Origin of the sequence: Streptomyces sp. NPDC005925 (assembly GCF_040638805.1) — a bacterium.
Classification (GTDB): domain Bacteria; phylum Actinomycetota; class Actinomycetes; order Streptomycetales; family Streptomycetaceae; genus Streptomyces.
Genome location: NZ_JBEXVL010000001.1, coordinates 14,221 through 28,597, shown reverse-complemented (window position 1 = coordinate 28,597; position 14,377 = coordinate 14,221). Strand labels below are relative to the sequence as shown.

Annotated in this window: 11 protein-coding genes; 8 read left to right on the top strand and 3 right to left on the bottom strand. The window is 71.4% G+C overall.

Annotated features, from left to right (window positions below):
- The first annotated feature begins 52 nt into the window (after window positions 1-52).
- A complete protein-coding gene (locus ABZ354_RS00120) occupies window positions 53-1,228 on the top strand; it encodes a tryptophan dimethylallyltransferase family protein (RefSeq protein ID WP_358651245.1) in 1,176 nt (391 codons plus the stop codon).
- Between the two features lie 119 nt (window positions 1,229-1,347).
- On the opposite strand, the gene ABZ354_RS00115 is transcribed toward ABZ354_RS00120, so the two are convergent.
- On the bottom strand, window positions 1,348-2,646 hold the full coding sequence (locus ABZ354_RS00115; RefSeq protein WP_358651243.1) for an NAD(P)-binding domain-containing protein: 1,299 nt from the start codon (window positions 2,644-2,646) through the stop codon (window positions 1,348-1,350).
- A gap of 766 nt (window positions 2,647-3,412) precedes the next feature.
- Here ABZ354_RS00115 and fusA point away from each other — a divergent pair.
- Window positions 3,413-5,506: an elongation factor G gene (gene fusA, locus ABZ354_RS00110; protein ID WP_358651241.1), complete on the top strand. Its 2,094-nt coding sequence runs from the start codon at window positions 3,413-3,415 to the stop codon at window positions 5,504-5,506.
- Window positions 5,507-5,597: 91 nt separating this feature from the next.
- Here fusA and ABZ354_RS00105 read toward each other — a convergent pair whose 3' ends face one another.
- Window positions 5,598-7,400 (bottom strand): coagulation factor 5/8 type domain-containing protein, encoded by a 1,803-nt coding sequence (locus ABZ354_RS00105; RefSeq protein WP_358651239.1) that lies wholly within the window; start codon window positions 7,398-7,400, stop codon window positions 5,598-5,600.
- A 361-nt stretch (window positions 7,401-7,761) separates the two neighbouring features.
- Here ABZ354_RS00105 and ABZ354_RS00100 point away from each other — a divergent pair, with 361 nt between their 5' ends.
- From ABZ354_RS00100 to ABZ354_RS00080, 5 genes are all read left to right on the top strand, one after another.
- Complete coding sequence (locus ABZ354_RS00100; RefSeq protein WP_358651237.1) at window positions 7,762-9,078, top strand: sugar ABC transporter substrate-binding protein; 1,317 nt, start codon at window positions 7,762-7,764, stop codon at window positions 9,076-9,078.
- 14 nt (window positions 9,079-9,092) lie between these two features.
- Window positions 9,093-10,082: a sugar ABC transporter permease gene (locus ABZ354_RS00095; protein ID WP_358651235.1), complete on the top strand. Its 990-nt coding sequence runs from the start codon at window positions 9,093-9,095 to the stop codon at window positions 10,080-10,082.
- 28 nt (window positions 10,083-10,110) lie between these two features.
- Window positions 10,111-10,989, top strand: coding sequence for a carbohydrate ABC transporter permease (locus ABZ354_RS00090; protein ID WP_358652187.1), 879 nt, complete (start codon window positions 10,111-10,113; stop codon window positions 10,987-10,989).
- Window positions 10,990-11,030: 41 nt separating this feature from the next.
- Entirely contained in the window at window positions 11,031-12,389 is a 1,359-nt protein-coding gene (locus ABZ354_RS00085) for a GH1 family beta-glucosidase (RefSeq protein ID WP_358652185.1), read from the top strand.
- 210 nt (window positions 12,390-12,599) lie between these two features.
- Window positions 12,600-12,998 (top strand): hypothetical protein, encoded by a 399-nt coding sequence (locus tag ABZ354_RS00080; RefSeq protein ID WP_358651233.1) that lies wholly within the window; start codon window positions 12,600-12,602, stop codon window positions 12,996-12,998.
- 169 nt (window positions 12,999-13,167) lie between these two features.
- On the opposite strand, the gene ABZ354_RS00075 is transcribed toward ABZ354_RS00080, so the two are convergent.
- Window positions 13,168-13,704 carry a YcxB family protein gene (locus tag ABZ354_RS00075; protein ID WP_358651231.1) on the bottom strand — a complete coding sequence of 179 codons (537 nt, stop codon included), beginning with the start codon at window positions 13,702-13,704 and terminating at the stop codon, window positions 13,168-13,170.
- A 179-nt stretch (window positions 13,705-13,883) separates the two neighbouring features.
- Here ABZ354_RS00075 and ABZ354_RS00070 point away from each other — a divergent pair, with 179 nt between their 5' ends.
- Window positions 13,884-14,324, top strand: coding sequence for a hypothetical protein (locus ABZ354_RS00070; protein WP_358651229.1), 441 nt, complete (start codon window positions 13,884-13,886; stop codon window positions 14,322-14,324).
- Window positions 14,325-14,377 lie beyond the last annotated feature (53 nt).

Sequence of the window (14,377 nt, the reverse complement as noted above, 5' to 3'; positions counted from 1 at the left end):
CTGACGAGGCTAAGGAGGTGTCGTGGACCACATATCCACTGACGCCGATTTCATGCACGAACCATTCGAATGGGACCGGATATCCGCCTCGGCGGGCGGGTATCTCCTTGCCCCCCAGGTGGCGTGCCACGGCACGCTCGGCGGCCTCGCGGTGGGCCAGCTGAGCCGGCTGTGCGCCGCCGCCGGCCTGGACCCGGTGGACACGCGCGGCTACGTCGAGGCGGTGGTCGAGGCCTTGGGCCATGCGGCCGCGCGGCCCCTCGACCTGCCGCCCGCCACCCCCACCTTCCTGTCCGACGACCACTCGCCGGTGGAGTACTCGCTGTCCTTCACGCCGGGCGAGGCACCCGTGCTGCGGGTCCTGCTGGACCCGGGCTGCGGCGCGGGCAGCCTGGCCCGCAGCGGCCGCGCCGGCCTGAACGTCGTACGGGACCTGGCCCGGCGCTGGAACTTCTCCACCGGCCGGCTCGACGAACTCGCGGACCTGTTCCTGCCGCCCGACCCGCAAGGCCCGCTCGCGCTGTGGTGCGCGCTGGAGCTGCGGCCCGGTGGTGTGCCAAAGGTGAAGGTTTACCTCAATCCGGGAGCCAGGGGAGCGAAACGTTCCGCTGAGACCGTACGGGAGGCGCTGCGCCGGCTCGGTCACCGGCACGCGTTCGACGCGCTGCCCCCGTCCGACGGCTTCCTGTTCTTCGCGCTCGACCTCGGCGACTGGGACGAGCCCCGGGTGAAGGTCTACCTCGCCCACCAGGACGTGTCCGCAACCGACGCCGCCGCGCTGTCCCGTACGGCCGACGACGCCGGGCACGCCGGATTCCGCGACTTCTTCCGCACCGTCACCGGTTCGCGGGGCGACGGTGCGGAGGGTGACGAGGCCCTCCTGCGGCGGCCCTTCCAGTCCTGCCACGCCTTCACCGAGACGGCGAGCGGACTGCCGAGCGGCTTCACCCTCTACGTCCCGGTCCGCGACCACGCCCGGCACGACGGGGAGGCCCTGGAACGGGCGGTCACCGTGCTGGAACGCCACGGCATGGACCCCCGCCCGCTGGTCCGGGCCGTCCCGGCGGTCACCGGGCGGCCGCTCACGGACGGCGTCGGGCTCGTCGCGTACATCTCCCTCGCCCACCAGCAGGGCAGGCGTCCGCGTGTGACCGTCTACGTCTCCGCCGAGGCCTACCGGGTCAGGCCGCCCAACCTCCGGGCCCAGCAGCCCGAGGCCGTGCACTGAGACCACCGGATCGGCCGGCGAGCGCATCCCCTTGAACGAGTGCTCAGGGCGCTTCGCGCGGCCGGTGGAACCGGGCCAGCCCGCCACGACCGTGCAAGCCCGGTCCGGTTCCCGCGCGTCTACGCGTTCTGCAACTCCCTGAGATCCCTCAGATACGTGCCGACGTCCACCTGGATCGAGGCTCCCTCGGTGCGGCCGTAGCGCTGCTCGACACCCGTCAGGTACGCGTCGATCTCCGCGCGCATGCCGTCCGGGGGAGGCAGCGGGATCTCGCCGTCGACGAGCCTCGCCACCCACTGCGCCTGCGCCTCGACGAGCCGCGTGATCGAACCCACGGGCCGGATCAGCCCGACGAAGTACAGGCCGGGGCGGTCCGGGGCCACGATGCGCCGGTACAGCCCGACCGTCCCCCGCGGGCCGACCGGGCAGTCCGGCGGCAGGAACGGGAACGCCATCCGGTAGCCGGTGCAGTAGACGATCGCGTCGGCCTCCTCCCACGTCCCGTCGGCGAACACCACGTGGTTGCCCTCGAAGGAGCCGATGGCGGGCTTCGGAATCACCGCGCCGTGCCGGATGAGGCTGAGGATCTCGTCCGAGATGGTCACGGCCGAGGAGAAGATCGGATGGTCGGGCTCGGGCAGCCCGTAGTCGGACAGTCTGCCCCGTGCCACCTGCAGTGCCTGCTCCACGAACTGCCGTTGCTCGGTGAACGACATGGACGTGAACCAGGGCGCCTCCGCTATCAGGTCGACCGATATGCCGTAGAGCTGCTTCGGTATGACGTGCAGCCCGCGGCGGACGGAGAGCAGGGTGCGGGCCGCGTGCCGGGAGACGTCCGCGGCGATGTCGACGGCGGACGCCCCGAGACCCACGACGACCACGCGCCTGCCCGCGAAGGACTCGCCGGTGCGGAAGTCCATCGAGTGGAGGATCGGTCCCCTGAACGTGTCGGCACCCGGCGGCAGGGGGTACGGCATCGACGGCTCGGTGTTGTGCCCGGAGGCGACGATCACCCGGTCGAAGCGCCGCGCCGACACCGAGCCCAGCGCGTCCCGGCTGATCACCGTCCATGTCCCGTCGGCCGCCTCGCGCACCGACTGCACCTCGGTGCGCAACTCGACTCGGGACAGCAGACCGGCCCACTCGGCGAAGGCCCGCAGGTACGCGGCGACATCGCGGTGACTGGGATACAGCGGCAGTTCGGACGGCATCGGGAAATCCGCGTAACCCGTGAGTTGCTTGGCGCTGTTGAGATGCAGCGCGAGGTAGGCCGGTCCACGTTCACCGGCTCCCGGCTGGCGCCAGATGCCGCCCACGTCCGGGGCCTTCTCCAGACAGACGAAGTCGATTCCCCTGGCGTTGAGCGCGTGCGCCGCCGCCAGTCCCGACAGGCCTGCACCGATCACGCACACGCGCACAGGTACTCCCACTAGCCCGACACCACCCTCTCGAACGTGCATTCACTGCCCACCCGTTTCGCGCCTCACACCAGTACAGGCAGTTGCGGCGAAGTGTCGGTTCTCACACGGTCCCATATGGGGATGGGCGCCTCTTCCCGCGCGGGACATGCCGGTGAGTCACGGGACGGCCTCCACCACTGCTCGCCCGCGAGGCCGCTGATCCACTCGCGCCACGCGCCGCACCGCCCCCGCCGCGCTCGTCGCCGGCGACGCCCTCCCGCCCACCGCCCGCGGACCGGACGACGGGGCCGGCTCCTGAACCGACCCGGCCGCCACCCGGGCCGGCAAGGGGGCGCGCAAGGCGCGGAAAACCCTGTGCGTCCCCGCGCCGGGCCCACCTACACTCACGGCACAGAACGCGCGCCGCCCGGCCCGACCGGTGGCGCGTCGTCGTACCGAGTGTCCTGGACGAGGGGAGCAGAGCCGTGCGTGACCGCACCGCAGGCGCCGCTCCCCGCTCCCGGTACGAGGTGATCCTGGTGTCTCCGGCCGCCCGGTGCCCGCTGCGCGCCCGGCACCGGAGGCCGTGACCCCCGCCTGACGAACCCGCCCCACGACCACGCCCGACGGCCATGTCCGACGGTCACGTCCGGGGTCTCGCCGGGCGACGCGTCCGCCCACGCCACGCCGTCCAGGTGTGCGTGCCCGCCCAGCTGCGTCGGGTACGCGTACTCACGGCACATCGCGCCGCCCCCTCCAGGAACCCCTCGAAAGGCCCAGGGTCGTGCGCATCCACCGCAACCCGCTCGCCGTCGTCCGCAACCTCGGCATCCTCGCCCACGTCGACGCCGGCAAGACCACCGTCACCGAACGCATCCTGTACGCGACAGGCACCACGCACAAACGCGGCGAGGTCCACGACGGCACCACCGTCACCGACTTCGACCCGCAGGAACGCGACCGCGGCATCACCATCTTCGCCGCGGCCGTGAGCTGCGCCTGGCACGGACACCGCATCAACCTCATCGACACACCCGGCCACGTCGACTTCGCCGACGAGGTGGAGCGCTCCCTGCGCGTCCTCGACGGGGCGGTCGCCGTGTTCGACGCGGTCGCCGGGGTCGAGCCGCAGAGCGAGTCCGTGTGGCGCCAGGCCGACCGGCACGGCGTACCCCGCATCGCGTTCGTCAACAAGCTCGACCGGGCCGGGGCCGACCTCGACGCGGCCGTGGCGTCCGTCCGGGAGCGCCTGCACCCGGCGCCGCTGGTCGTGCACCTGCCGATCGGCGCGGAGGACGCCTTCACCGGCGTCGTCGACCTCGTACGGATGCGGGCGCTGACCTGGACCGGGGACCTGGCCGAGGAAGGGCCGGTGCCGGACGGGCTGCGGGCGGAGGCGGATCGGCGGCGCCGCATGCTGGAAGAGGCGGTGGCGGAGCGTCACCCGGCCGCGCTGGAGGAGTTCTGCGACCGGGAGACGCTCCGCGCGGACACCCTCACCGCGGCACTGCGCGACCTGACCCGCAGCGGCGAGGGCGTCGTGGTGCTGTGCGGCTCCGCCTACCGCAACCGCGGCATCGAGCCGCTGCTCGACGCCGTCGTGGACTACCTGCCCTCGCCGCTCGACGTGCCGCCCGTACGGGGCACGCGGGACGGCGCCGAGCACAGCCGGGCGGCCGACCCCGGAGAACCGCTCGCCGCGCTGGCCTTCAAGGTGAGCGCCACCCCGACGGGCCGGCTGACCTTCGTACGGATCTACTCGGGAACCATGGGAAAGGGGGACACCGTGTGGGACGCGACCGCGGGCCGCACCGAGCGGGTCGGCCGCGTCCTGCGCGTCACGGCCGACCGGCACGCGCCGCTGGAACAGGCGGTGGCCGGGGACATCGTGGCCGTCGTCGGACTGAAGTCCGCCCGGGCCGGGAGCACCCTGTGCGCGCGGCAGGCGCCGCTCGTCCTCGAACCGCCCGGCAGCGCCGAACCGGTCGTCTCGGTGGCCGTCGAGGCCCGCAGGTCCGCCGACACCGGCCGGCTGGCCGGCGCGCTCGCGCGGCTCGTCGAGGAAGATCCCTCGCTGGGCGTGCGGACCGACGCGGAGACCGGGCAGACAGTGCTGTCGGGCATGGGCGAACTGCACCTGGAGGTCGCGGTGGAGCGCGTCCGGCGCGAGCACGGCATCGACACCAGCGTCGGCAGACCGCGAGTCGCGCACCGCGAGACGGTCGGCCGCGGGGTGTCGGGTGTGGTGTTCCGGCACGTCAAACAGGACGGCGGGGCGGGCCAGTTCGCGCACGTCGTCCTGGACGTCGAGCCGCTGTCGTACGAACTCGGGACCGACGGCTTCGCGTTCCGTTCGACGGTCGTCGGCGGCCGGGTGCCGCAGGAGTACGCCCGGGCCGTCGAGGCGGGCTGCCGTGACGCCCTCGCCGAGGGGCCGCTCGGCGCTCACCCGGTGACCGGGCTGCGCGTGACGCTCACCGACGGGTCGACCCACGTGAAGGACTCGTCGGACACGGCGTTCCGCACGGCGGGCCGCCTCGGGCTCCGGGACGCCCTGCGGGCCTGCGCCATGGTGCTGCTGGAACCGGTCGCCGAGGTCACGGTGACCGTGCCCGAGGACGCGGTCGGCGCCGTGCTCGGCGACCTCGCGGCACGCCGCGGCCGGGTGACGGGCTCCGCCACCCGGGCGGGCTCGGCGGTGGTCACGGCGACCGTCCCGCTGGCCGAACTCTTCGGCTACGCCACCCGGTTGCGCAGCCGTACGCAGGGCCGTGGCACGTTCACGGCCCGGCCCACCGGCTACGCCCCGGCACCGGCCGCCACCGCCCGGGTGGCGACGGCCGGTTGGCGTGAGCGGCCGTCGCCGTCCCTGACGTGACGGCGCCGGCCGTTCCGACACGGCGACGGCCGGTCACCTCATGGCGCCGGCCGTTCGCCCCCGGCGCGTGCCGGTCGTCAGCCCGTGGAGGTCACGGGTAGGAGACCACCGTCGACGGCACCGTGTTCGTGCCCGACGTCGGCGACCCCGTGTCGTTGATGACGCACTCGTACTGCCCGTTGCCGCTGAGCGAGACGACGCTCAGGCCGTGGAAGCGCACACCGGGCGTGTTCGGGGCGGCGAAGCCGTGGTGCTGCACGATGCCCGGGTTGACGTTGTAGTAGCAGTAACTGCCCATGCCCCAGGCCTCGTGCGTGGTCACGCCGTCGCCGACGCGGTAGGCGGCGTAACCCTTGGTGGAGCCGTTCTGGATGGCCGCCTGGTCGGGGGCGTCGTACGCCTTCTCGTTCTGGAAGAAGATCGTGCGGCCGCGCTCGCCGAACCACTGCACGTCGTACTTGTTGAAGTGTTCGACGAACAGGCCGGTCGCGAGGACGTCGGCGCCGTTGACGACGAGGCCGTAGTCGCAGCGGTTGACGTCCCAGCCGACGCCCTCGCCGTGGTCGGCGCGCCAGATCCAGGTGTGGTCGATGATCGTGTTACGGCTGTTGACGACGATGCAGGTGGTGGCCTTGCCCGCGCCCGCGCCGCCGACACGGACGAACACGTCCTGGACGGTGGTCGGGTTCGCGGAGTGGTCCGCTGACGCGCCCTCGGGTCCGACCTCCAGCAGGGTCGCGGAGTTGACGGTGCCGGCGTCGATGAGGAACCCGGCGAGCCGGACGCCGTCGACGTCGGCGACCTTCAGGGCGGTGGCCCCGTTGTCCGGGACGATCGTCGCGTATCCCAGGCCGAGCACCACGGTGTTGGCCCTGTCGACCTGGAGGGGCTTGTCGACGTGGTAGATGCCCGGGGTCAGCAGCAGGTGGAGTCCCTGGCCGAGCGCCTGGTTCAGGGTGTCGGCGCTGTCGCCGGGCCTGGCGACGTAGAACTGGGTGAGCGGGACGGAGGTGCCGCGCGGGGTGCCGCTGCCCCAGGTCACGCCGCGGGCGTTGGTCCGCTTCTCCGGCAGGAAGACCTTGTAGTCCGCGCCGTCGAGGTACAGGAACGGCTTCTCGCGGGAGACGGGCGTGGTGTCGAGGGTGGTGTACGGCGGGTTGGGGAAGCCTGTCGCGGGAGCGCCCTCGACGCCGGAGAACACCATGTTCCACACGGCGTTGGTCCAGCCGCCGACCGTGCTGTCCCGGGTGTACCACTGCTGCTGCGAGTACGGGCCGACCTGACCGTCGATCCGGCTGTCCGCGATGTAGCCGCCGCTCGCCCAGCCGTAGCCGTCGGGGGCCAGGTTGAGCCCGCCGCGCACGTGCATGCGGCGGAACGGGGCCGCCTGCGCGACCGCCCACCGGTTGGTGCCGTTGACGGGCACGAGCGCGAGGTTCTCCGCCGAACGCCAGAAGTTCTGCGTGGCGTTGCCCTGGAACCAGCCGGCGTCGACCGTCACGTCCCCGTTGATGGTGGTGTCGTCGGGGGACAGGCCGAGGCCCATGATCGAGGTGTAGAAGCCGAGCTGGGCGTTGAGGCCGTTGTACGTGCCCGGCTTGAACAGCAGCGCGTAGCGGCCCTGACCGAACTGCGCCGTCTCCTGCTGCTTGAAGATCTCGTCGAGCTTGGTCTGGATGCCGGGCGTCGACGGGTCGAACACGATGACGTTCGGGCCGAGGTCGCCGCCGGCCCGGAGCTTGCGCGGCTTCTTCTGCCGGGCCGTGGGGGCGGTGGGGGCGGCCGAGGCGGAGCCGGCCAGGCCGAGCACGGCGGGAGCGGTCGCGGCTGCGGCGCCCAGGACGGTCCGGCGGCCGATCGAGGGCAGCCGGGAAGACGGGGAGGAAGCGGGCATGTTGGCGGCTCTCCTGGTTCAGGAAGTGAACGTGGTGGGGGGTTTGGGAGCGCTCTCTCGGCGTGCATGCTTCATCTGGCGGAAGCATGAGTCAAGAGGTGCGACCGATTCTCGTGTGCCGCGGGCGGCCGACGGGCGCCACTTCGGGCCGCGGCCGGCGCGCGCGCCGGCCCGCGCGCGGGTGTCCTCCGGAAAGCCTGGACCGATCCGTGCCGGAACTCTTGACGGACGGCGCCGACGGAGATTAACTCACGTCCTAAATTAAGCCATGAGGACTTCGGGACTCGAACGAGCACATCATCGTTCGCGGTGTCCACCCGCAGCCCCGTGCCACGCCCTCCCGGAAAGGGACACCGGAGCCATGCGCAGTATCCGAGCCGCGGCCACAGGCGCCGTCACCCTGTCTCTCGCCCTCGCCGCCTCGGCCTGCGGCGGCGGTTCGCCGACCGGCGGCGGATCAGAGGACTCGCCGAAGGAACTCACGTACTGGGCCTCCAATCAGGGCGCCAGCATCGAGGTCGACAAGAAGGTCCTCCGCCCCGAGCTCGACAAGTTCGAGAAGCAGACCGGCATCAAGGTCAAGCTGGAAGTCGTGCCCTGGTCCGACCTGCTGAACCGGATCCTCACCGCCACCACCTCCGGCCAGGGCCCCGACGTCCTCAACATCGGCAACACCTGGAGCGCCTCGCTGCAGTCCACCGGCGCCCTGCTGCCCTGGGACGCGAAGAACTTCGGCAAGATCGGCGGCAAGGACCGCTTCGTCGACTCCGCGCTCGGCTCCACCGGCGCCCCGGGCAAGGACCCGGCGGCGGTGCCGCTGTACTCGATGGCGTACGCGCTCTACTACAACAAGTCGATGCTCGCCGACGCCGGCATCACCAAGCCGCCGGCCACCTGGGACGAGCTGGTCGCGGCCGGCAAGAAGGTGTCCAAGGACGGCAAGTGGGGCCTGGGCATGGAGGGCTCCAACCCCTCGGAGAACATCCACCACGCCTTCGTCTTCGCCAAGCAGCACGGCGCCGACTTCTTCACCGCCGACGGCACGGCCGACTTCACCGACGACGGCGTCGTCAAGGCCGTCAAGCAGTACGTCGACCTGATGGCCAAGGACAAGGTCATCGCGCCGGGCAACGCCGAGTACGCGCAGAACCAGTCCGTGAGCGACTTCGCCAAGGGCAAGACCGCGATGCTGCTGTGGCAGTCCGCGTCCGCCAACCTCACGTCGCAGGGCATGAGCGCGGACGACTACGGCATCGCCCCGGTCCCCGTGCAGTCCGGCACCCCCGGCACCGGCACCCACGTCAACTCCATGGTCGCCGGCATCAACATGGCCGTCTTCAAGAACACCGACAACCTCGGCGGCGCCACCCAGTTCGTGAAGTTCATGACCAGCGACGCGGAGCAGAAGATCCTCAACACCGCGTACAGCACCGTCCCGCCGGTCAAGAACGCCCAGTCCGACCCGTCCTTCAACGCCCCGGACACCGCCGTGCTCAAGGAGACCCTCGCCACCAGCGCCGTCGCCCTGCCACAGGTCGCCGACGAGTCCCAGTTCGAGACGGCCGTCGGCACCGCCGTCAAGGAGCTGTTCGCCGACGCCGCCGCCGGCCGCACGGTGACCACCGCGTCGGTGAAGGCGAAGCTCGAGAAGGCCCAGCAGCAGATGCCGAAGAAGTGAGCACCGACACCGCCATGACGACCCCAGTCGCCACGGAGCGGGCGGTGCGCAAGAGCTCCCCCGGGACGGCGCGCGGTCCCCGCCGCCGTCCCGGGCGGACCCGCCGCGTCTCCCTGCCCTACCTGCTCCTCCTGCCCGCCCTGCTCCTCGAACTGCTGGTCCACCTGGTGCCGATGGCCATGGGCATCGTGATGAGCTTCAAGGAGCTCACCCAGTTCACCCTCCGCGACTGGAGCACCGCGCCCTGGTCCGGCCTGGACAACTACGAGCTGTCCGTCGACTTCGACGCCCCGGCCGGCGAGGCCCTCCTGAAGTCCTTCTTCGTCACGATCGGCTTCACTCTCCTGTCGGTCGGCCTGTGCTGGCTGATCGGCACGGCCGCCGCGATCTATATGCAGGACACCTTCCGCGGCCGCGGCCTGCTGCGCGCCCTGTTCCTGGTGCCGTACGCCCTGCCGGTCTACGCGGCCGTCATCACCTGGGTGTTCATGTTCCAGCACGACAACGGCCTGGTGAACCACGTCCTGCACGACCAGCTCGGCCTCACCGACGAGCCGTCCTTCTGGCTGATCGGCGACAACAGCTTCTACGCCCTGCTGATCGTGTCGGTGTGGAAGGGCTGGCCGTTCGCCTTCCTCATCGTGATGGCCGGCCTGCAGAACATCCCCCGGGAGCTGTACGAGGCCGCCGCGCTCGACGGCGCCGGACTGTGGCAGCAGATCCGCCGCATCACCCTGCCGTCGCTGCGCCCGGTCAACCAGGTACTGGTCCTGGTGCTGTTCCTGTGGACGTTCAACGACTTCAACACCCCGTACGTGCTGTTCGGCAAGACCGCGCCGCCGGCCGCCGACCTCATCTCGGTGCACATCTACCAGGCGTCCTTCACGAACTGGAACTTCGGCGCGGGCGCCGCGATGTCCGTCCTGCTGCTCCTGTTCCTGCTGGTCGTGACCGGTGTGTACCTCTTCCTCACCTCGCGCGGAAGGAAGGCCGGCCATGTCTAGCCGGACCGTGTCACCCCCGGACGGCGCCGTGCCGCCGACGTCCCGTACCGCGCCGTCCGTGTCCCCGACGGCCCCGCCCCGCTCGTTCCTGTGGTCCCGGCGGATCTTCCTGACCCTGCTCACCGGCTTCGTCCTGGTGCCGGTGTACGTGATGATCTCCAGCTCCCTGAAGCCGCTCGCGGACGTCACCGGCACGTTCCGCTGGCTGCCGAGCAGCCTCACCGTCCGGCCCTACATCGACATCTGGTCGACGGTGCCGCTCGCCACGTACTTCATGAACTCGCTGATCGTGGCGGGCGCGGCGACGGTCTGCTCGGTGGTGATCGCCGTCTTCTCGGCGTACGCGGTCAGCCGCTACACCTTCCGCGGCAAGCGCGTGTTCACCGTGACCGTCCTGTCGACGCAGATGTTCCCGGGCATCCTCTTCCTCCTCCCGCTGTTCCTCATCTACGTCAACATCGGCAACGCCACGGGCCTCGCCCTGTTCGGCTCCCGCGCCGGCCTGATCCTGACGTACCTCACCTTCTCGCTGCCGTTCTCGATCTGGATGCTGATCGGGTACTTCGACTCGGTGCCGCGGGACCTGGACGAGGCCGCGATGGTGGACGGCTGCGGACCGCTCGGCGCGCTGTTCCGCGTCGTCGTGCCGGCCGCGATCCCGGGCATCGTCGCGGTGTCCGTGTACGCCTTCATGACCGCCTGGGGCGAAGTGCTGTTCGCGTCGGTGATGACCAACGACACCACGCGCACCCTCGCCGTCGGACTCCAGGGCTATTCCACGCTCAACGACGTGTACTGGAACCAGATCATGGCCGCCTCCCTCGTGGTGAGCGTCCCCGTGGTCGCGGGCTTCCTGCTGCTCCAGCGCTACCTCGTCGCCGGGCTGACGGCCGGAGCCGTCAAGTGACCACCCAATCGCCGACCCACCTGCCCGACGAAGGGAATTCCGTGACCATCGACTTCGCCGCACTCCCGCACGACTTTCTGTGGGGCACGGCCACCTCGGCCTACCAGATCGAGGGCGCCGTGGCGGAGGACGGCCGTGGCCCGTCGATCTGGGACACCTTCTCCCACACCCCGGGGAAGATCGACGGCGACGACAACGGCGACGTGGCCTGCGACCACTACCACCGCTGGCGCGAGGACATCGAGCTGATGCGCGAGCTGGGCACCAACGCCTACCGCCTGTCGGTCGCCTGGCCGCGCGTCGTCCCGGGCGGCGGCGGCCCGGTCAACGCCAAGGGCCTCGACTTCTACGACGAGCTGGTCGACGGGCTGCTGGAGGCGGGCATCACCCCGTCCGTCACCCTCTACCACTGGGACCTGCCGCAGGCTCTCCAGGACCGCGGCGGCTGGCCCGAGCGCGAGACGGCCGAGCACTTCGCCGCGTACGCCTCCGTCGTCGCCGAACGCCTCGGGGACCGCGTCGGCCACTGGGCCACCCTCAACGAGCCGCTGTGCTCGGCGTGGATCGGTCACCTGGAAGGCACGATGGCCCCCGGCTGGACCGACCTCACGGCCGCCGTCCGCGCCTCGTACCACCTGCTCCTCGCGCACGGCCTCGCCGCGCGGGCGATCCGCGCGGCGGCCCCGGAGGCCCAGGTCGGCATCGTCAACAACCTCTCCACCGTCATCGCCGCGAGCGACAGCCCCGAGGACCGGGCGGCTGCCGTACGCATGGACGGCCACACCAACCGCTGGTGGCTCGACCCGGTGCACGGCCGCGGCTTCCCGGCCGACATGCGCGAGCACTACGGCGTCGAACTCCCCGAGCGTCCCGGCGACCTGGAGACCATCGCCGCGCCCCTGGACTGGCTGGGCCTGAACTACTACTTCCCGCAGACCGTCGCCGACGACCCCACGGGCCCGGCGCCCCACGTCCGCATGGTCCGGCGCGAGGGCGTCCCGCGCACCGGCATGGACTGGGAGATCGACGCGAGCGGCATCGAGACGCTGCTGCTGCGCCTCACCGGCGAGTACGGCGCCCGCAAGCTGTACGTCACGGAGAACGGCTCGGCCTTCCCCGACGCCGTCCGCCCCGACGGCACGGTCGACGACCCCGAGCGCCAGGACTACCTGGTCCGGCACCTCGCGGCGTGCGCCTCGGCAGCCCGCAAGGGAGCTCCGCTGGGCGGCTACTTCGCCTGGTCGCTGCTGGACAACTTCGAGTGGGCGTACGGCTACGACAAGCGGTTCGGCCTGGTGCACGTCGACTACCGGACCCAGACCCGCACGATCAAGGGCACGGGCCACCGGTACGCGGACATCGTCCGCGCGCACCGGGCCCGGGCGCGTGAGGCGGCCTGAGCCCGGGACCTCCCTGCCCCCCGCGGGAACCGTGCGGGCCGCCGCCTGCCGAGACGGGCGGCGGCCCGCAGACCCGCGGGCCCGAACGGCCAGTGGCGTCCGGCCTTTCCTGGCTCGAAAATACGTACGCACGCGCGCCGGGAACCTGGCACCATGAAGCGCTGCGGTGTGCGTTGCCGTGGGCCGAGTGTCCTGACCGAGGGGGAAGCCGTGGCGGACTGGATCTACGTCCTCGACCAGCGCAGAGACACTCTGGAGGGGGAACCGGCCGACAGGGAGACGATCCGCCGTCTGGCGGAGGAGGAACCCGAACTGGAACTCTGGCTCGGCCGCCGCAACCGCATGAACCCCGGGGACCGCCTCTGGTTCCTCTTCACCCACCCGCACCCGGCGGTCGCCGCCGTCGCCGAGGTGGACCAGGAGCCGTGGGAGGAACCCGACGACCCGGACGTCACCTACCTCGTGGCCGCGACCCTTCTGCCGGAGGCGACGAAGGCCCTGTCCCGTGACCCGGTGAGCCGCGAGGAACTGGGCGCCGGGCAGATGCGGTCGGTGCGGAAGGTGAAACCGGAGGAACTGCGGGTGCTGGTGGAGCGGGCGGGGCTCTGAGCACCGGCGACCCGTCGGCCCGTCTCACCGTCGCGTCGCCGCTCCGGGTGCGCGATCCCGCTCCCGGTGCGTGATCTTCGCGTCCCTGACGGGTCTCCAAGACGCGTGACACGCCCCGGCCGCCGTCCAGGCGGCCCCGGGGGAGGCAGCCGATCACGTCGAGGAGCGACTAACGGCCGGGTGCCCGCTGGCTCTTGGAGCGGCGGACCGCGGCCTCCAGCAGAATGCCCACCAGTTCGGTCTCACTGGTCCTGGTGAGTAGCCGCTTGGGCACGATCAGCAAGCCGACCTTCCACCCGAGGCGGCCGGTCACCACGTAGACCCGCTCCGTCTCGTAGTAGCGGTACATGGTGCGCCACGGCACCCGCATGAGTACCTCGGATCCGCGGGAGACGACGCAGCCGGCGTCGTCGATGACGGCCTGCTTCTCCCCGGTGGCCTGGTCGGCACGGAACATACGGCCGGCCAGCATCGGAGGCAGGAAAAGACCGAGCGCACCGTAGACAAGGGCGAGCGTCAGCAGACCCGCGTTGATCGGGTCGCCGTGGGCGGAGGGCTTCAGGCTCAGCGCCGCCGTCACGGCCGCAGCCACGACAATGAGCCACCGCAGGTGCCGGAGCCATCCGGTTGCCGCGAAGGCCTCGTCGAACTCCTCCCGCGTCAGGATGCCGCTGAAGGTGATGGTTGTCTGCCGTATGCCGTCCACGGGCGCGGAGCCTACAGGCCCGCGCCGGCCCGCCAGTACCTGGCCGGGAACGTGGGCCGTCCGAGGTCCGGCACCCCACCTCGTGTCCCTGGGTGAGCCTGCTGCGGCAGGCGAGCATGTCTGCCCTGATCTCCGGAGGCTCCCTCGACCGGGCGGCGGTCGGCCTTAGTCTTGCGGCCATGGCCGACGTCTTCGAACTCCAGCTCGCACTCGACCTGCCGGACACCCTCCCGCCGCGGGAAGTCGCCCTCCTCCGCTGGCACCTGGGGCACGAGGACGGCGAGCAGGACGGGACCTACGTGTACGAGTACCCCCTGTGGGGCGAGCGGGGTCCGGCCCGGCGCGTCGGAGGTCTGCAGCTGGCCGAGCTGCGGCCGTCCGACCGCGGCTATGCCCTGACGGTTCGTCAGGAGATACACCCGGACAGCTTCACCGACCTGCGCGCGATCCTCCAGTGGCTCGGCCCCCGCACCACGACCGTGGGCCCGATCGGACACCTCCGCTTCTACGAGGAGCACGTGCCCTCGGTGCTGGTCGCGGAGTCGGGGACGGTGAGCTGCGTTTCCCTGCGGGCAACGGGGGCCGTGAAGGTGGGGGCGGAGGGGTTTCCGTACGGCTGAGCCGCGAGCGGTGGGGCGACCGCTCGCGGCACGAGGCGCCCGGACGCGGATAT

Excerpts from the sequence above, each read along its gene's own strand:
- ABZ354_RS00120 (WP_358651245.1), top strand. The coding sequence starts at position 53 with ATGCACGAACCATTCGAATGGGACCGGATATCCGCCTCGGCGGGCGGG.
- ABZ354_RS00105 (WP_358651239.1), bottom strand. The coding sequence starts at position 7,400 with ATGCCCGCTTCCTCCCCGTCTTCCCGGCTGCCCTCGATCGGCCGCCGG.
- ABZ354_RS00100 (WP_358651237.1), top strand. The coding sequence starts at position 7,762 with ATGCGCAGTATCCGAGCCGCGGCCACAGGCGCCGTCACCCTGTCTCTC.
- ABZ354_RS00095 (WP_358651235.1), top strand. The coding sequence starts at position 9,093 with ATGACGACCCCAGTCGCCACGGAGCGGGCGGTGCGCAAGAGCTCCCCC.
- ABZ354_RS00070 (WP_358651229.1), top strand. The coding sequence starts at position 13,884 with ATGGCCGACGTCTTCGAACTCCAGCTCGCACTCGACCTGCCGGACACC.